Raw genomic sequence first — 16,738 nt, 5'->3', positions numbered from 1 at the left:
CGACCGAATCCGCGCGAGCCGTATAAGGTTGGTTGTTTAGGGGTTTATTCCTCCCCTGGTAGGTTAATAGGTGCCCAATGAGTAACTCCGTTGAAGGAATATCCTCCCTGTCTACGCCATCCGTACCCATCTCCATCTAAGCGCTTGGCATGGACCGCTATCAAAGCTTGCTTTCCGTCCGTTACAAGATGCGGCACATGGCTTTCTATGCTTCTATCTGTTGGATCGTATTTCTGCCAAGGTATCATGCTTCTTCCTCCTTTGGATAAAGGGATGCCATACCAGCGGCGATCCTTTGCGTATGTTCATTTATTCCAGCGAACATCACCATGCATCCTAATGCGTCCTTCAACAGTTCCTCTGCCTTATCTCCCCGTTCTTTCTCTGCTGCGTATTGTTGGAGCCAGTATTCCAGCGCCTTTATATACACGCTTTTACTCTCCATTGATGTAAAGTCCTTGCAACGTTCCATGTCTAGCTGCCAGTCTCTACTCATTCAACTACCTCCACTTCCTTCGCAGGTACGATTAATGCATGTTGGAGTGTGTTAAAAGCTACCAATATGTTCTCATTGCCTAAACCATGAGCCGTACCGTATCCGTGTATTTCGTGTCTCACCTTATCTCCCGGCTTTATGGTCGGTAAGGGGATGGGATCGGAATCAAAATGTCCGTCCACTAACTTGCATTGTAATCGCCATAATTCCTCGGTATTATCCGCAGACTTCATTCGTTCTTCGATGTATTCAACGACTTTATCAATGTCAATTAGCCTTTTATCCATTAGAGGCCTCCTGAATATCAAGGTTATCGTTCAAACGAGATTTTATAGTGCTCCAATCAACTCCAAAGTGTTTAGCAATTGAATTAATTGACATGCCTTTGCCGACCATTGCTAGTAATTCTTCATTAGGAATCACCCTGCGCTTTCTATGTCTCACCCCTCGTCTCCTACGGTTTGCCATAGAAATCCGTTCTCGATGCTGTTCGGTGAAAACCTTTCCTTTGTTGTGAAAACTTTGATGATCTCTTTGGTAAACAATTTGAAGATTCTCATAATTAGCATTTTTCTTGTTCTCGTCTATATGGTGAACATACTCTGTGTAATCTAACTTTCTGCCTTCCTTGTACATCATTAGCAGCCTGTGTACATGGATTTTTTCCTTTCCAATGGCTACAGCAGGATATTTGCCATGCATAAATATCTTTTTCTTAGCCATGACAGGTTTCTTTGCATACCACAACACAGCTTCTTTTAATTTTTCTTCATCCACAAGGCAACCACATGTATTCACAAACTCAATCGTCTTTTGATTTTTTATAGTCATCCACTAGACCTCCGTCCTCAAAAATATTGCCGATGACTTCCGCATAACCTTTTACTTCGTACCCCGTCCACCCACCGTTACCTGCATTAGCTTTGTACAATTCAATCGGGACCGCCTTATATCTCGCTTGTATAGAGTCATAGCAGACAACCATATTCATTTCTTTATTAGGGTCATAGTAAACATCCTCTTCATAGATATCCTTTCCGTTACGATCCTTTAGGCCTGTGTATTGACCTACTGTTTCGGGATCGACTGCAAATATCTCGCCATTAGACTGCGCATAGTCTTGTATTGACGGCTTATTGAAATACGTAACAAGGTTGCCGCATACCCATTCCCCGTTATCTACTCGCTTACCGCGAAACTTATACTCTCTCATACCTTCCCCTCCCTAACCTTAGGCCCCCGGTATGGAGGCCGTAAGGGGTATAATGGTTTACCCTTCAATGCTCTCAGCTATTGCCGCAACTTCTTCCTCGTTAGCTTTGCAGTCTTTGCAGATTTGCAAGTCCCCGTAAATTTCCTCTGTATTCTTTGGTTGGCTACAATAATCACAAATCACAGCAAGCACCACCTTTTCTCTCTTTGTGTCTACACTTCTATAGCCGTATAGGGGCTAATAGTGTTGCAACGTACCGATATCAATCCCCATCAAACTCCAATTGCCATCGAGCGTAGGAACAACCCTGTTAATGATCATCTTTTCTACTGTTTCAACAGGAACCGGATAAGTTGAGGTGTTTTTGTAGTAAAGCGGTTTTGCCTTTATCATTTCCTCGCTGTATATCCCTGCCTGATTTAAGTTATTGGTGTATCCGCTGTTATCTGGACGCCACCAAACATATTCGCCTTTTCCTGCTGACCACTTAAGACTAAGAATGTAATAGTTCATTCCTTATCACCTTCCCCTAAAGCAGACTTTGCAATTTCCTGCATCCTGATTGTTGTGATGTTGATGTGAGATTCTATTCTAGCTATTTCTTCTAGTGCTTTACGTAGTCTGTCGCACTGCTCGTTTGCGTTTTTAAAGCGTTCATCGCGCCATTCAATCATCTTTCTTAACTCTGCTACTTCTTTCTCTTTCTTCAGGTATTGCTTATCTGCATTGGTAAAAGCTTTTTCCCAACGTTGAGACATGTCTTGCAACTTCTTTATGGTTGCGTCCTTCTCGGTAAGCTGCTGGTTAAGCAATTCGATTTCTCCGAGTAAATCAATACACCATTCCCGACCTTTGATTTTGAATAAATGACTTGGCGCATCAATGGCCGCATTCGTGATTTCGACTATTCGTTTTTCAGTCAATCTTTCAGTCATTCGTTCTTTCATCCCTTTTACTTCTCCCCTCTAAAATTGTCTTATACGGCCTCCGGGCTTTGCCCTAAGCTTATTCAGTCGATTGATGGCCTTCGGCCTTGTGCATCATGTCGTCTATCGCCTTGATAAACGCCATTACTGGGTAGATTTGCGCCGGAAATACTGCGTTACCCAATGCTTTCACTCGATGTCCGTCCATCCTTCTGGAAATCCCATAGCTTTCTCCACTAAAGTCGGAGGCGGATACTTGAGTCCATAAACCTGTCTGCAATAATCCCTGAAATTGTTGTTCGCCCCTCTTCCGCATCTTTTCGCTGCTTCCGGCGATCTTCCGCCACGATAATCGCTCGCCGTAGGAGTGGGAAAGAACAAATACCCTGTCTCTGCGGTGTAAGGCTCCGATGGCTGTAGCTGGAATAACAACCGGTTGTGAGGTGTACCCGATGTCGTCCAAGTCAGAAAGCACGTCATCGAGGCCCATAGTGATGTGTCCAGCAACATTTTCACCAACAAACCAACGGGGTCGGATATCTTCAAGTAGGCGCTTAACTTCTGGCCAGAGTGCGCGGTCATCTTCCGAGCCTTTTCGCTCCCCGGCAAGACTGTAAGGCTGGCAAGGATATCCGGCGGAAATAATTCCAATTGCTCTGCCTGGTCCAATGATTCCATCCTCCTTTAGCTTTTCGGCTGTTAATGTACATACATCGTCGTATATTGGTACATTGGGCCAGTGCTTTTTAAGAACCTTCTGCGGAAATGGCTCTCTTTCACAGAAAGCCACGGTCTCCATACCGACCCAATGAGCTGCTAAGTCAATTCCACCGATCCCGGAGAATAAGCTGAGCTTTCTCAATGCGCTCTACCTCCTTCGTCACTCGCAAAGCCCGTAAACACTACTGCACTGTGGAAATTCCTCTTGTTCAATCATTTTCAGAAGGTCGTATTGTCCACCGCCATAAGATGTCTTTGACCACTCAACCCACTCATGAATATCAGTCATTCCGCTTCCTTCACGATCTGGGAAGAATGTTGCTCTTTGCCGCTTAGCAACTTGAGAAACAATGTTTTCCCACTCTGCTATGCGCTTCACTTCTTCCGGGAAACGTCTCTGAATTTCGAATAGTTCCGCTTTGTTGGCGTTGATACAAGGCATGCAACCTACTCGCCCCATTCCAAGCTTGTATAGTGGATTGGGTTCAATTCTGTGTTTACGGTGCATATCAAACACATCACGTGCCGACCATTTCAATAACGGCCTGTATATGCTGTATCCCTCTGGTGTATCTTCTCTCTCCGGTAACTTTGCTCGGGCTGCGGATTCGGCTGCCCTTACTCCCTGCCAACTGATAACTTGATTGCCTTCTTCCAAGAGAGGCATATACACTTGTTCCATAGTCGGTATAATCTTTAAGAATTGAGTGCAGAATCTGGCTTTAGTGCTAGGAAATCTACCTTTCCAGATGCATAAGTCCAGAAATGGGTTTCCTGTCGGAACCATTAATTCAGCAGCTTTGTTAATAAACTCAACAGGTACGCCGTCAACTTCCCAATGTTCCAAGATGTATTGGCGCTTATTAGCGATCCGTTCAGAGAAATCAGCTTTAATTCTCATAACCGGCCCCAACTTAGTTTCGAGATAATCTACATACTCATAAGTCATTGGATGCTCATTGCCGGTATCGCAGAAAACAGGAAGCACGTCCTTGCCCATTTCCTTTACCGCAAGTATCCACATAGCAGCAGAGTCCTTGCCTCCGCTTACAGACATTACATCTTTTATGCTCAATGCTGTTCACCCTCTCGTGTTTAGCGCTTGTTGCGGCGTATGCCGCCATCGTATCGTCCGAATAATCCCGAGCCGTATAAGGGTGTATAAGGGTTATCCTTTAAGGTGGGATAGGTTAGTACGGGCCCTCTCACCTGAGTCAAAATCAATTTTTGTGACGGGTCCCCATTGATCAACAACATTCGTTTCATATGTTTTCTCGTCTGCGTAGAACTCTAACGCCGTTTGTAGTCTTTCTACTTCAGATAGGAGATAGGAAATGTCTGTCGGCGCATTTGCGATTAACGAAGCGTCTTCTTTCGTCTGTAAAACTTTTCCCCAGCCTGTTATGGCTGATTTATAACCAATGGGGTATTTGTGTACCTCATAACCTCTGTAGTCCGAATATTCATAAATTGTCCAGGGACCAGGACTAGCCGCCTCAAGTCTTTCTCTTATCTCTTGTATCCGGTCATTCATGGGACTCACCTGCCTTTTCACATCTATCCAGCAACTTATGGAGCTTTCTGCGTAAGTCTTTCCAATGTCTGCTATATCCTTCATCCCTGAGAATAGTGATTACCTCTTCAAAGAATTCAGCGTCTTTATATTTTCTTTCCCGGCTCGTTAATCTCGGGATTGTTTTGTCATTCATGGGGAGCCTCCTTATAGCCCATTACAGGCGTTATATAGTTACCTTGGATTCAATGTACCCCTTGATGCTTTCAATTTCTCTTAGAAGCTCTCCGAGTGTTGTAGAGGTGCTCTCCATTAACTTCATCTTTACAAGGTGCTTAATCGCTCCTTCAATGCTCGAAAAGTACCCTTTTGCCTGAAATAACTCTTTGCCTTTATCGTCTACCTTGCCGTTATATTGCTTAATCACAAACTGTCTTTCGTCCGATTCCAGATATAGTTGTCCTTCGATTTGTACTTTCATTTGTTATTCCTCCTTTAGATGATGAGGGGTGATTAGACAGCTAGATTCGTTTCGATAAAATTACAAACCGTTTGAATAATGTGGTCAGGAATGTATGCGCCCACTCCAAATGGTCCGGGTTCATATCTGTCTTTGAGCAAACCTATAACTTCAACAAACCGTTCATCTTCTAGGGGATCAATCCATTCGTCATTCTCGAAAATCGCCAATTCAAATTCGTTATAATCCTGCGCGTCACTCAATGTTTTCCTTGGCGAACTGTAATGTGTGGAACTCGCTTGAATCGACAATCCGAAATCCCCAATTACAACTCTTTCGTACATTCCAGGCGAACACCGAACAAGTAACTTTTTGAAATCTTCCATCCGTTCATCTTCCTCTCACAGTTTATCTATCCGAAAACTCTGTTTAATGGTTAAGCCGTTTCTATGGGCTTATGGGCTTCCGTCTGTTTTACCCTTCCGTTTATACTTCCGTATGTCCAAAGCCGCCAGAATCACGCTCTTAGGGGCTTGAAACGGTATCTATTAATATCCGGTGTCCTGCCGCTTGTGGTTCGTCTGGTTTTTGCTCATGTATGCCTCTTCGATTTGTTCCCAGGTGAAACCGAGCATTTCACCTAGTCCAAGAAAGTATTCAATTAAGTTTTGATATTCGTAAGCGTCGAAGTCGCATTCAAGTTGCCCGATCTGATTAAAAATTCGAATAAAACTTTTAGTGATTGAATCCGTTTTGAGTGATACAAGATCAATTGATAAGTTCTCGTACAGGTCATCAACCAATCCAATCGACAATATGAAATGGAGACAATCGATATACTCTTCCAGGAGCGGGTTAGAAGTTTTAATTACCGGATTTCCACCGCACCCTTCGCAATCGTAAATTCCGAATCGATCTTCCGTTTGCCCTCTACCATCACATTCGGTACAAAGATGCTCCATAATCGTCCGTGGCTTCTGGTCCTTACTCCAATACTTGAACCCTCGCCAATTTTGTGCACACTCCCCAAGTTCAACCTGGAGCGCTAGAATCTTTTGTGGCAATAGGTCCTGTCCTTCCAAACCTTTCTCCTTCACAATCCGTTCGTCCAGTACGCGTTGCATTTCAAAAAGTTTAGTGAGATTCATGTTACACCGCCTTTGATTTCTTTTTAGGTTTTGAGGGCTCTAGGATGGCTTGTACGACTTCCTGTTGATATTTATGACCAACTGCACCCCCACGGATATGCCGGGCTATTTCAGCCAGTACAAACGCGTCACGTATGTTATCTGAATTGTCCTCGAATCCCCAGTTGCGATAGATCGGCAATACCATTCCATCTTTCGGTGTGTTCCCTTTTCCGGTGGCGAACTTCTTCACCTGGCTTGGAGTGACTTCGATAAATTTCAATCCTACATCCGCTAAAGCAAATCTGATTGAAAACCCTACGCCGTATTGGGTGCTCACTCCTTTACCTTTGGAACCGTATGAGAAGCCTTCAATGCAGATTACAGAGTTACTGGGGATGCTTTGAACAATGTCTATCCCGTATTCATGAAGTTCCTCGCTGCTGGAATATATGCCGTTCTTGAGATGGATTTCTTTTTTGTCCCACACATTTCCTTGCTCGTCTAAGATAACAAGTCCTGTTTTGGTGCTTGGGTCGATTCCTACAAATCTCATTTCGCCTTCGCCTCCACTTCCTTAAACTGCTTGTACATTCTGCGATTCTCTGGTTTCGTCCGACCGTCATAAAACGAGAGTGTTTCCTTTCTTAGTTTGCCGTGACAACTATTGCAAATTGGTATTGTTCTCCATCTCTTTTTCGCCACTCGTTCGCATCCTGGCATTTCACATGTCATATTTCCCACTCCTTTCAGCTGCGTTAATCATCTTTTCGTACTCTTCATCCGTTAGATTGCGGTATATATCGTACTCGCCGGAATTTTTCATTGTTTTCATGAGTGATTCAATGGTTTGCTTGCTTTTCCCAAACAACGCCCCTAGTGTGTTTGGCCCATCGTATTCGTAGTATCTAGCAACGTAGACTCGATCAGCCAAGCCTAAAGGGTTAATTTGCCTTTTCGGAGATTCTCTTTCTTCCACCGCGATCATTCGCTCGTCTCCTTTCTTTTTGTTCGTTCAATTGTTCGCAAAGGTCATCATATTTTTTCATTGCGGCTGTATAGTGCGGATGTTCTGGCCCGATAGATTCGATGTACTCCGCGCCTTTCAATATCCGAGCTTGCAAGCGGTCTTCATGGTAGTCTGCTAGTTCTGCGAATACATCCTGATAGTAGTCGTAAGCTTCTTCCTTCGTTTCCGCTTCACAAACCTTGCTCATGAAAAGCATGTACACATCGGGTTCCATATCGCCTTTTTCGTAGGCCGCTTCAACTTGCCGCATCAGGATTTCTTGATATCGTTCGATTAGCTGGTCTTTATCCTCAGTAACGTTCTGTAATTCGTTGGGTTGTTCGGTCATAGTGGAGTTCCACCTTTCCGGTTTTACCGTTGCGTTGCTTTGTGAAGTTGACTTCTAGGACATTCGGCTTGTCTGTGTTCGGGTCATAGTAGTCATCCCGATAAAGCAAGGCGATCACATCGGCGCTCGTTTCAATCCCTGTACTGCCCGATAGGTCCGCGTTACCTGGTCGTTTATCCTTCCGATCCTCCACGCCTCGAACTACTTGAGATAGGCCCATGATATGACAGTCATTTTCCTGTGCCGCTGCTCTCAGCTTCCTGCATACCCTAGCAAGTGCGCTGCCTCCGTTGTCGTTTACTTCACCTTGCTCCTTCACGTCCTGCAGATAATCGACTACCACGAAATCAAGCCCTCTCGTTCGTTTTAAGCGCCGCATCTCGTCGGTAATGTAATCCGCCGACACTGCTCGGGTATCGTCGATATACAGCCTTTTAAGCTCGTCCTTGTACTTGTTGACTCGTTCATAGTGGTTCGGTGCAAGTCTCCCAGTCCGGAATTGTTCGAAGTTTACTTCCATCAGATTGGACATCATCCGAAAATAAAGTTGCTTCTTGGACATTTCGAGCGAAAACATTGCGCACTTATAACCCTTTTGGCTTAGTCTCAGCAGCATTTCTACCACGAACGCCGTTTTACCCATGCTGGTACGTGCGCCGATGACGCTAAAGTCTGTTCGATGCCAGCCGGTTGTCATGCTGTCGATAGGGGTTAGTCCAGTCATTTGTCCGAACGCTATGGATGGATCATTCGCAAGTTCAAATACATGCTGTACCCAATCCTCTACGTCCCTGTCCGGATCGCTAGTGTCCTTGCTCTCGCTGGTTGTAAGGTTAAAGGCTGTCTTTTGTATGTCCCTTAACATTTCGTCCGGGTCCTTGCCGCCTACCGCATCGTCTACAACTTGCCGGGATAGTCCGAGTAGCCTTTGTTGTAAGAGTGACTTTTTCAAAGTGCGAATCAATCCCGGGATCCGGGTCTCGCTGAAATATGATGATCGTAAAAAGTGTAGGGTCTTTAGTTCTGTAGCTTCACACCGTTGGACAACGCCTTTGAAACTCAATCCTTCCTCGGCATCCGTCTCCAGCATGATTTTGTATAGCCAGTCATACTCCCCGAAATGATCCGGTGTAAGTCCTGCTTTATAGTTTGGGAAAAGTGAGGGGTCTTTCAAAAAGGCCCCTAACAGTTCCTCGTTAGCTGTTGCCTGCCTCACTTCTGCGTTTGTTGATGTTTTCAAGGAATTTCACCTCTTCTTCTGTTGGTACGTATAGATCAAGTTGTGGCGCTTTTCTCTCTTCCACTCTTCCCCGGCCCTTGCTTTCGTTTTTGTTCTCAAACTGGACTGTTAGCGCCTTGCAATCTTCCAGCGTCTTTGCTCCGTCTCTATGCCACGCTTCCAGAGTGCGATTAACATATGCCCACTTCGGCGCTCCCCGATCTACCGCTAACCGTATAGCGTACATCAGCACATCAGCTTCAAAAGTTTTAAGCCAGTCAATCACATACTCATATTGCAATGGAGCCATAAAGCCAATGTTTCGCTGGTAATAGTCAATCACTCGCGCGTACGCGGCTTCTTCTTCTTCTTCTTTATTTACTTCTTTATCATTCTTGTTAGTTGTTAGTTGATTGTTACCTGTCTGTTGGTTGTTTGTTGGCTGTCGGTTAGTCCCTTTGTTAGTCGGTTCAGCACAACCCTGATAAATACCCCAGTTTACAACGGTTATCAGCCTGTTCTTCTTTGTTGATTCGTTTGTTAAAAAACCATGCTTTTCTAATTTCAACAAAGCAGTTCTTATGTTTTGTGTCGTTACGTCAGAAGCGCAATGTTCTTTCAAGCTATCAAGTGAAGTTATGAACTGTCCCGGCTGTACTTCGTAAATTTCTCCGCGAAATTCCCATGTGTTAGATTCATGATTTGCAAGCAGAAGAACGGTCATCATCACATCCCTCTGCTTGCTGTTCAGTTGTCGGTACATGGGGCTTTTTGTAACCTTCCGATGGAGCTTAATCCATCCCGACATGTCACCACCTACTCTTTTGCCTTTTGATAAAGTCGATTCCTGTAATCCTCGGCCCACTCTCGGCCCTTAGCTGTGTAATCAATCCAGTTATGACAGGTCCCTGTATTAACTGAGGGACCGCATAACATTGCAATGTCGTTTACTGTGGTACTAACTTCAATTTTCCAACGCCGGACTAAATGTGCAGCTTCCAATGGTCCGGGGCCTCCACATCGTTCACAGCGTCCTCCTGATCGCTCTAGCGCCGCTTGGTATACTTCCGGTGTGATTCGCCCTCTCATCTTGCTAGTGGGCTTACGTCGTCTGTGATTGGGTTTCGGTACTGGATGGAACTGGTTCACCATCTTCACCACCCTGTTCGTCTTCTAAAACCTTGTAATCAACATCAAAAATATTGTCTGATTCAATACCGTTATCTTTTCTTGGTTTTAACACAGCTTCATCAAGTGCGAGTTTTTCTTGAATCTCAATGCTGATTGGCATATACTTTGCCATTTCCTTAATGCATGTTTTTTTACACATGCTGTCAAAGTGGTCAGCCCATGGCCCGGTAAGTTTGCCATTATATTTCGATTTTGAAAATTTATTAGCATGCATTAAGCTTTGTTCAACGGTCATCGTTGTGAAGTCGAATGAACCATCTTTTAAGCGATAGGCAGAATAATACCTAACTGCTTTCCCTTGATCTTTAGGGTTCTTATTCTTAATGTCTTTAATGGCTTCCTCGATCATGAGGTCCATAAAGTCTTTGTTTCTATCGGGTATGAAGTTATCCAGAAGATGGAGCATATCGAACGGAACATGAACTAGTCGTTTATCTTCGCCTTTGATATATACAAATAAATCATTCTCATAAACGGTCTCAGCATAAATCTTTGACACATCACCAGTACGCCGAATCAGGTCAATTTGTCCTTTATATCCTATTTGGAACTGACACTCCATCGCCCCAACTTTGTTGTTATAGAACGGCACAAGATATGCATGTCCTATTAAATTTGGTTCAAGGCCCAGTGTTGCGCAATTCATAACTGCCCCGACAATTGATGCTGGTGTACATTCCGCTAATTTAGGAGTGCGGCTGATTGCTGTTAGTGTGATTCTAGCCAGGCGTTCAGGAGTCATATGTTTTGGTACAAGAGATTTGATAGCTTGAAAATTATCAGATAATTCCTTTTTAATTACAGAGTTGAAGTCTTCGAACTTCTTTCCGGCCTTAACCGCTAACTGATTTGAAAGATTAGATTGATCCACAGTTTTATTAGTCATTAGTCATTACCTCCGATTACTCTAAATGTCCGACTCTTAGCTCCGGTCTTCCACGTAAACGCTAATTCACCTTGCCAATAAGCGCGCTCCGCTTCGCCCATCATGCCTTTGATTTGATTCTTTGCAGTCTGTTCTTGCATAACTGCATTAGCTTTAACCTTACGGGCTTCCAATAATTGTTGTATAATCGGGTAAGCGTCTTCTCCTAGGTCGATGCTATCTGAATTAGATTGTGGAAACATCTCGCCCAACCGTTGTGTGTCTTGATGCGAAAATGCTGGTGGTACTTTTGCTAGAACATGGTTTGTCCAGAACTCACGCTCGACTACGATCAGGTTATTGATCAGTTCGTCATCCCTTTCGATGATGCGCCATTGAAAGTCCCATCCACCTATCAGAACCGCTATATACCACCGATCAGCACCGGTAACAGCCATATAATGATTGCACTGTAAAACATATTCTTGGGGAGCTTGTGTCCCTGACCAGTCTTCGCGTCCATATTCGGACGTGTTTTTTATTTCTAAACCTGCATTTAGACCCGGAAGCCACCGATCAATATTGGCAAACATAAATTCATGTTCTGAATGTCGGAATATATAGTTTTGTCGCCATACCTTCAATCCCGTTTCTTCTGCGAACCAATCAGCTATAAATGGTTCCAGTTTACGCCCTGCCAACATTTTTGGATTGTCATCAATCGGCGGTATTTCGCCAAGCTTGTCCAAATACACTTCCATAGGTGATCTGTAACGACTCAAACCGCAGATAGCAGCTACATCAGATCCGCCTATGCCCTTACGTCTCCAATCCAACCAATCATCATGTGACATGTCTTTTGTGCTTACAAGTCTGATAGCCTGCAAAACTTCTCCCCCTTTACAACCTCCTAAAAAATGTGTTATTGTGTCCGTAACATTTAATTTCAAATTGCTTATCCAACGTCCTCGGTTGCCGCCGGGGGCGTTTTCGTCTGTTCCAACATGATTTTATGCGTCTCCAGATCGTCGATAACAGACTGGAAATCATTCATGAAGAACCAACCAACCTGTTGCTGAGCCGCTCCAAAAGTGACATTAGTAGTTTGATCCTGCAAGTGCTTAAGCTTCTGGATTGCTCTGCTGAGATAATCGCTCATTCCTACTCTCCATTTCTCGCAAAATGCGTTCGTATTCTTGCATGTGTACCAAACTTTTAAAAATGAAGTATCCGTTTTTGTTTTCCCCGGCTACTCTGCTGAGCGCAAAAAGTGCTTTGAAATCATCTCTCGCTTTCTTGCGCTGTGGTGTATTCAAGCGGATCTAACCTCCTAACGTGTACATATACTGAGCAATCAATGGCCTCTTTAAGGCAACTTTCGCAATGCGGCTCATTGTGTTCGTAGACTTCGTATTTCGCCTCCCTGCCACACCCGCACATGATCACTAGGCTGCACCTTCTTCCATCCGTTTTTAGCAAGTACGTAACCAAGGCGCTCCATTTCATAAATGCTTAAATCTACAAATCCATATTCGCGCTTTTGCTCGTCTGTCATTTGGTCAACCCACATGTTATGCCGCCTCCGATCTTGTGAATCCATCCCCCAGTTCCTCGATTTCCATTTTCAAAAAGTTAATCCAACATGGGTCTGTTACAATTCCGCTTTCTAACATCCAGCGGAGTTCAGCAATTCTGCGTTCGACAGCGTTCATGGTCATGCTCCTTTCATTTGCGTTCTTGGTAACTCTTTTTACAGGTATCGCAATGATACATAGTGCATACATACATGAAATCTTGTCGTACATGGTTCAAGAATCTGCCTTCAACAATCTTTCCGTTTTTGTAACAGTCAGGACAAACGCTGAGTATCATTGTCATGCTCCTTTCGGTATTTTGTTTTGTAGTTCGTCCAACACAGCGGACATTTCCTGATCACCAGAATGATAATTGCGTGAGCGGTCGATAAAGTCCTGAAGCTGTTCCGGTGTTACTTTGCGGTTAAGCAGATTCTGAAACGTTTCTCTTAACACTTCTGCCGGGTCCATATGCATGGGCTTGTCCCTCCTTCGTTAGATTTCCAGCATTTCAAGCTGTTCGATCGGGTTTATGTTTTCAAGGTTCAGCATCGATTCTTTTGCGGCATTATAAAATTCTTTTTCAATCTCGAATCCGAAGCTGGGACGGTTTAATTCGTATGCCGCCCGTAAGGAAGAACCGCTTCCGGCGCACGGGTCGATGATTACGTCGCCTTCATCTGTAAAAATCTCAATCAGTTCTTTCAGGATTTTCACAGGCTTCTGTGTAGGATGAATTTTCGGGTACTCTTTAGCGTTATCTCGTTTCCACTCGAACCAGTTTTTGATCATGCGCCCCGTTGACGTTTCCGTCTTGCCATTGCGGAACTTCGGTAACTTGTCCCGATACAGCACTACAGCATGTTCTGTGGCCCCTACGATCTTCATATTCGCCTTAAGAACCTGTGAACTGGTGTTCTTTACAAAGAACAAAGGGTACGAGTTTTTAAAGCCATATCTCTTGCCGTATTCCTCGATCATGGGCATCTGCTGGTATGAGCAAAATACAATCATAGCCGGGGCTTCATTCTTTTCTTTTGGCTCTTTGCGCAATAACTTACTGCAAAAGTGCATATATTCAGCCAAGTTAAAGTTTTCATCCGTTTTGAAGAATGACTTGTTCGCCAGCTTGCTCTCGCCGTTTTTGTTGTCCCCGTCGATATACCACTGGTTACTTGATGCATAGGCGTTGTTCCCTAGGTTGTAAGGGATATCGGCTATAACAAGTTGAGCCCTGGGTATGTTGTATCGTTTAAAATTTTGAAAATGATCATGGTATAATTCCATTTTGGCCGCCATTCTTTAACCCCTTTCACACCAAAGTCCCAATAGATAATTCCTTTACGATCGTTGTATAGAATTGAGAAAGTCGAAATAACGATCATAATCCCGCTGTCTCAAAAGAACTAGGTATGTTAGTGTATAGCTCACTGACATCCACCAGTTAAATCCATACACGCTATAGAATTTTTCGGAATCCATAGTCAGTGCATCTTTCATAACTGTGTCTAAATTCGTATGCCCATAAGCTGCTAACTGTTCAATCCAATCCGCTAATGTCTCCGTTCTGCTTTTCTTTGTAGTGGTGTTTAGGACTAGCCATTCAATGCCGTTTACGCCTTGCTTCAACTTGTCCGCAATAATTTCCCACTGCATTTTAAAGACTGTCATTTGAGCAGTGTCATAGGTTGATGGCACTTTGTCGCCCTCCTTACGCCGATTCTTCCTAAATGTGATCCAGGATAGAAAACGTTCTGACAAACTCAAGAGCCTCGTCAAAGTGTTTCCGTGGAAGATGAATGTACTTGCTGGTACCGAATTTCCGATTTAACTTGTTCCAGATAAATCTTCTGGTTCTGCCGACTTCGGCTTTGAATTCTTTCCCTTCAAGGGTAGATGTAGCCCTTACTGTATTGATGGATTTAAGCACGACCGCTTGATACAGATCGTCAATTTCAGAAGGTAGTAGCCGGTTCTCATCTTGGATCTGCTTAGCCAGCGCCTGAATTTCTTCGTGCTGTTTCGAAACATCTTCTTTGATGGACTTCATCTCACCGACCATCATTTCCATCGTTTGCAGGTTGTTTCTTTGATTGGAGAGCGATTGCTCCAGGATGGAGAATACATTTTCGTTTTTTGAAACTGGTAAATTCATAGCCATTTCATATTCCTCCTCAAATTTGGATTCTGCCTTGTAAGGCTGATTTGATTGACTTTGTGAAGCTTTCCAGAAGCTCCACGTTCTCGAACATCCTTTGCTTAACGTTAGGGCTTGCCGCCGCGAGTGCACCTTCCTGAAACGCTGTTAAAGATGCATCCTTCAAAAACTGTTTGATACTAACCGCAAGTTGCAGAGTTTCGATGTTTGCTTCACGTTCCAGCCGTTTCATTTTCTTATCCGCAAATTCGTCGTCGAAGTCGTTCGTGCTGTTCAGCTTAATAGCTTTCAATTCATCTTGGAGACTGTTCAACTGACTCTTTGCGAGTTGCAGAAGCTTGTCCTTTTCGCTTAGTTCTTGCTGTATCTTGGCTGGAACAACCTCTTTTGTAACGACTTCCCGGGGCTTGTTCATTTCCTCTTGCAACTTGTCCGAGAGGAAACCCACCTTCTTTTCTGCATCCTCGGCCCGTTGTTCTGCCGCTTTTAATGACTTCTTTACTTCTCGAAGTTCTTTTACCGTCATATCATCGACTTTTTTAGATTCGCCGGTTGAAGGTATGACATGTTCTTGTTCGATGAATTCGGATCGATCTATTGATTCGGGCAAGGTTAGCATTTCAAATATATTGGCGTTTCCAATTTTAGCGACGTCGCTAATTTCTCCAAATTGTTCATAGGCTGCGATCATTCGGCTGGTTGTTGTAACATGGAAGCCTAACTTTTCCTCTGCCCATTTCCCAAACTCGCCATGCGCCAAGTCGTTTTCTTTCACGTGCTTCAATCTCTTCCCGATCTCAAACACTGACTGCCCAGCTATTTGCTTGTAGCTGTTTATTTCCGCTGTGATCACTTGCAGATCAGTCGATAGTTGTAATTCGTTCATATTCACCAGCCTTTCTAATAGGACTTTTGTTCTCCCTGTCGAATACTGGAATAAAAGGGAGGTGATTATACTGAAAGATTTAACTCTAGAAAATTTGTTTGGTGATGAAGAGGTTGAGGTCGATTGTCCATCTTGCAATAAAACGTTCCAGGTTGAATTCAAGAAGGTCCTAACTCCAAACTCTTCTGTCGAATGTGCGAATTGTGGTCAAGAAATTGTAATCAACCATGATGAGACCACCGAAAAGTCATTGAAAGATGCCGATAAATCTCTAAATGAATTCAATAAGTCATTTGACAAGTTAGAGAAGGCATTCAAAAAGTTCCGGTAATTAGTTTTGCAATTCGTGAACCTTTGCCAGCTTGGTCAAAATCCGATCAAGTTGGTTTTCTATTTCATCCAGCTTTCTCTTCAAATCTTCCGTGTTGATATTCAGTTTCACTTCAGCAACGTTTTTGTTTTCCATCTCTCTTCTCACCTCCTAATCGGTTAAGTCTTGTCCACTACGATATTTATTGATCAATGCCATCAACTCAGAGTAGAAGTTCCTCATACGGCCTTGTTCAATAAATCGAAAGTGACTCGCCCTTTCCTTCCTGAACGCCAACCTGAACGCCGCATACAATCCTTGTTGGTTCTGGTACCAGTGACCGCATCCATTGTTATAGTCACTCTGTAAAAGAGACTCCAAGTCTTCCCTCACACCAATCCATTCAGGTGTGTAAATCCCTCTTGTTGTTGATGGCTGAAGTTTTTCGAGTTCATTCATCAGTTCTGCTTTGAGGGATTCTCGCATTTGCTCATACTGTTCTTGAGTTAGTACGATTGCATTTGCTTCCATTTGGTTACTCCTTTCATATGGCTTCTTTTTTTCTTTCCCTTTCTTTTTGAAGTTCTTGAATTTCACTAAAGTGATTCACATGAATCTTTGCTAAGACCTTATGGAGGTTTATCCATGCTCTATCTGACATCCCTTCTGGTTTTTTTGCTTGATTATTACTAATGTTTTCAGGCATTACATCATCTCCCTTG

33 protein-coding genes are annotated in these 16,738 nt (G+C 43.7%); all 33 read right to left on the bottom strand.

The window, feature by feature from the left end; all coding sequences use genetic code 11:
- Positions 1-44: 44 nt before the first annotated feature.
- The 33 genes from KJS57_RS24735 to KJS57_RS24580 all read right to left on the bottom strand — a co-directional run bounded on the left by KJS57_RS24735 (position 45) and on the right by KJS57_RS24580 (position 16,722).
- Entirely contained in the window at positions 45-248 is a 204-nt protein-coding gene (locus tag KJS57_RS24735) for a hypothetical protein (RefSeq protein ID WP_213656685.1), read from the bottom strand.
- Positions 245-496, bottom strand: coding sequence for a hypothetical protein (locus KJS57_RS24730; protein WP_213656684.1), 252 nt, complete (start codon positions 494-496; stop codon positions 245-247). The genes KJS57_RS24735 and KJS57_RS24730 overlap by 4 nt, the downstream gene beginning before the upstream one ends.
- Positions 493-783: a hypothetical protein gene (locus KJS57_RS24725; protein WP_213656683.1), complete on the bottom strand. Its 291-nt coding sequence runs from the start codon at positions 781-783 to the stop codon at positions 493-495. The genes KJS57_RS24730 and KJS57_RS24725 overlap by 4 nt, the downstream gene beginning before the upstream one ends.
- Positions 776-1,327 carry an HNH endonuclease gene (locus tag KJS57_RS24720; protein ID WP_213656682.1) on the bottom strand — a complete coding sequence of 184 codons (552 nt, stop codon included), beginning with the start codon at positions 1,325-1,327 and terminating at the stop codon, positions 776-778. The genes KJS57_RS24725 and KJS57_RS24720 overlap by 8 nt, the downstream gene beginning before the upstream one ends.
- Positions 1,299-1,709: a YopX family protein gene (locus KJS57_RS24715; protein WP_213656681.1), complete on the bottom strand. Its 411-nt coding sequence runs from the start codon at positions 1,707-1,709 to the stop codon at positions 1,299-1,301. Before KJS57_RS24715 ends, KJS57_RS24720 begins: the two co-directional genes overlap by 29 nt.
- A 237-nt stretch (positions 1,710-1,946) precedes the next feature.
- On the bottom strand, positions 1,947-2,222 hold the full coding sequence (locus tag KJS57_RS24710; protein WP_213656680.1) for a hypothetical protein: 276 nt from the start codon (positions 2,220-2,222) through the stop codon (positions 1,947-1,949).
- A complete protein-coding gene (locus KJS57_RS24705; protein WP_213656679.1) occupies positions 2,219-2,656 on the bottom strand; it encodes a hypothetical protein in 438 nt (145 codons plus the stop codon). The genes KJS57_RS24710 and KJS57_RS24705 overlap by 4 nt, the downstream gene beginning before the upstream one ends.
- 58 nt (positions 2,657-2,714) lie before the next feature.
- Positions 2,715-3,497 (bottom strand): DNA cytosine methyltransferase, encoded by a 783-nt coding sequence (locus KJS57_RS24700; protein ID WP_213656678.1) that lies wholly within the window; start codon positions 3,495-3,497, stop codon positions 2,715-2,717.
- 18 nt (positions 3,498-3,515) lie between these two features.
- Positions 3,516-4,430, bottom strand: a complete 915-nt coding sequence (locus tag KJS57_RS24695) for a phosphoadenosine phosphosulfate reductase domain-containing protein (RefSeq protein WP_244861700.1) — start codon at positions 4,428-4,430, stop codon at positions 3,516-3,518.
- A gap of 93 nt (positions 4,431-4,523) precedes the next feature.
- Positions 4,524-4,889, bottom strand: a complete 366-nt coding sequence (locus KJS57_RS24690) for a hypothetical protein (RefSeq protein ID WP_213656677.1) — start codon at positions 4,887-4,889, stop codon at positions 4,524-4,526.
- Positions 4,882-5,064, bottom strand: coding sequence for a hypothetical protein (locus KJS57_RS24685; protein ID WP_213656676.1), 183 nt, complete (start codon positions 5,062-5,064; stop codon positions 4,882-4,884). The genes KJS57_RS24690 and KJS57_RS24685 overlap by 8 nt, the downstream gene beginning before the upstream one ends.
- A 30-nt stretch (positions 5,065-5,094) precedes the next feature.
- Complete coding sequence (locus KJS57_RS24680) at positions 5,095-5,349, bottom strand: hypothetical protein (protein ID WP_213656675.1); 255 nt, start codon at positions 5,347-5,349, stop codon at positions 5,095-5,097.
- A 32-nt stretch (positions 5,350-5,381) separates the two neighbouring features.
- A complete protein-coding gene (locus KJS57_RS24675; RefSeq protein WP_213656674.1) occupies positions 5,382-5,714 on the bottom strand; it encodes a hypothetical protein in 333 nt (110 codons plus the stop codon).
- Positions 5,715-5,876: 162 nt separating this feature from the next.
- Positions 5,877-6,476, bottom strand: coding sequence for a dUTP diphosphatase (locus tag KJS57_RS24670; protein ID WP_213656673.1), 600 nt, complete (start codon positions 6,474-6,476; stop codon positions 5,877-5,879).
- Position 6,477: 1 nt separating this feature from the next.
- Entirely contained in the window at positions 6,478-7,011 is a 534-nt protein-coding gene (locus KJS57_RS24665; RefSeq protein ID WP_213656672.1) for a RuvC family protein, read from the bottom strand.
- 168 nt (positions 7,012-7,179) lie between these two features.
- Positions 7,180-7,443, bottom strand: a complete 264-nt coding sequence (locus tag KJS57_RS24660) for a hypothetical protein (protein ID WP_213656671.1) — start codon at positions 7,441-7,443, stop codon at positions 7,180-7,182.
- Positions 7,400-7,813: a hypothetical protein gene (locus tag KJS57_RS24655; RefSeq protein WP_213656670.1), complete on the bottom strand. Its 414-nt coding sequence runs from the start codon at positions 7,811-7,813 to the stop codon at positions 7,400-7,402. Before KJS57_RS24655 ends, KJS57_RS24660 begins: the two co-directional genes overlap by 44 nt.
- Positions 7,776-9,053, bottom strand: coding sequence for a replicative DNA helicase (locus tag KJS57_RS24650; protein ID WP_213656669.1), 1,278 nt, complete (start codon positions 9,051-9,053; stop codon positions 7,776-7,778). Before KJS57_RS24650 ends, KJS57_RS24655 begins: the two co-directional genes overlap by 38 nt.
- The gene (locus KJS57_RS24645; protein ID WP_213656668.1) at positions 9,010-9,840 is read right to left on the bottom strand and encodes a DnaD domain-containing protein; all 831 of its coding nucleotides are present in this window, start codon (positions 9,838-9,840) and stop codon (positions 9,010-9,012) included. The genes KJS57_RS24650 and KJS57_RS24645 overlap by 44 nt, the downstream gene beginning before the upstream one ends.
- 294 nt (positions 9,841-10,134) lie before the next feature.
- Positions 10,135-11,109: a recombinase RecT gene (locus KJS57_RS24640; RefSeq protein WP_213656667.1), complete on the bottom strand. Its 975-nt coding sequence runs from the start codon at positions 11,107-11,109 to the stop codon at positions 10,135-10,137.
- A complete protein-coding gene (locus KJS57_RS24635; RefSeq protein ID WP_213656666.1) occupies positions 11,109-11,975 on the bottom strand; it encodes a YqaJ viral recombinase family nuclease in 867 nt (288 codons plus the stop codon). The genes KJS57_RS24640 and KJS57_RS24635 overlap by 1 nt, the downstream gene beginning before the upstream one ends.
- Positions 11,976-12,043: 68 nt before the next feature.
- A complete protein-coding gene (locus KJS57_RS24630) occupies positions 12,044-12,247 on the bottom strand; it encodes a hypothetical protein (RefSeq protein WP_213656665.1) in 204 nt (67 codons plus the stop codon).
- Positions 12,210-12,404: a hypothetical protein gene (locus tag KJS57_RS24625; protein WP_213656664.1), complete on the bottom strand. Its 195-nt coding sequence runs from the start codon at positions 12,402-12,404 to the stop codon at positions 12,210-12,212. The genes KJS57_RS24630 and KJS57_RS24625 overlap by 38 nt, the downstream gene beginning before the upstream one ends.
- A 74-nt stretch (positions 12,405-12,478) precedes the next feature.
- Complete coding sequence (locus KJS57_RS24620) at positions 12,479-12,658, bottom strand: hypothetical protein (RefSeq protein ID WP_213656663.1); 180 nt, start codon at positions 12,656-12,658, stop codon at positions 12,479-12,481.
- Position 12,659: 1 nt separating this feature from the next.
- Positions 12,660-12,800 (bottom strand): hypothetical protein, encoded by a 141-nt coding sequence (locus tag KJS57_RS24615; protein WP_213656662.1) that lies wholly within the window; start codon positions 12,798-12,800, stop codon positions 12,660-12,662.
- Between the two features lie 162 nt (positions 12,801-12,962).
- The gene (locus KJS57_RS24610) at positions 12,963-13,139 is read right to left on the bottom strand and encodes a hypothetical protein (RefSeq protein ID WP_213656661.1); all 177 of its coding nucleotides are present in this window, start codon (positions 13,137-13,139) and stop codon (positions 12,963-12,965) included.
- Between the two features lie 18 nt (positions 13,140-13,157).
- Positions 13,158-13,961 (bottom strand): DNA-methyltransferase, encoded by an 804-nt coding sequence (locus KJS57_RS24605; protein ID WP_213656660.1) that lies wholly within the window; start codon positions 13,959-13,961, stop codon positions 13,158-13,160.
- Positions 13,962-14,003: 42 nt separating this feature from the next.
- A complete protein-coding gene (locus KJS57_RS24600; RefSeq protein WP_213656659.1) occupies positions 14,004-14,360 on the bottom strand; it encodes a hypothetical protein in 357 nt (118 codons plus the stop codon).
- A gap of 28 nt (positions 14,361-14,388) precedes the next feature.
- Entirely contained in the window at positions 14,389-14,823 is a 435-nt protein-coding gene (locus KJS57_RS24595) for an ORF6C domain-containing protein (RefSeq protein ID WP_213656658.1), read from the bottom strand.
- Positions 14,824-14,836: 13 nt separating this feature from the next.
- A complete protein-coding gene (locus tag KJS57_RS24590; protein WP_213656657.1) occupies positions 14,837-15,706 on the bottom strand; it encodes a DUF3102 domain-containing protein in 870 nt (289 codons plus the stop codon).
- A gap of 331 nt (positions 15,707-16,037) precedes the next feature.
- The gene (locus KJS57_RS26645) at positions 16,038-16,172 is read right to left on the bottom strand and encodes a hypothetical protein (RefSeq protein ID WP_280520405.1); all 135 of its coding nucleotides are present in this window, start codon (positions 16,170-16,172) and stop codon (positions 16,038-16,040) included.
- Between the two features lie 15 nt (positions 16,173-16,187).
- Positions 16,188-16,547, bottom strand: coding sequence for a hypothetical protein (locus KJS57_RS24585; protein WP_213656656.1), 360 nt, complete (start codon positions 16,545-16,547; stop codon positions 16,188-16,190).
- A 13-nt stretch (positions 16,548-16,560) separates the two neighbouring features.
- Positions 16,561-16,722 (bottom strand): hypothetical protein, encoded by a 162-nt coding sequence (locus KJS57_RS24580; protein WP_213656655.1) that lies wholly within the window; start codon positions 16,720-16,722, stop codon positions 16,561-16,563.
- Positions 16,723-16,738 lie beyond the last annotated feature (16 nt).

It is taken from the genome of Paenibacillus vini, from assembly GCF_018403325.1.
GTDB lineage: Bacteria > Bacillota > Bacilli > Paenibacillales > Paenibacillaceae > Fontibacillus > Fontibacillus vini.
Note: the sequence above shows the minus strand (reverse complement) of the source record. Positions and strands in the feature narration are given on the sequence as shown.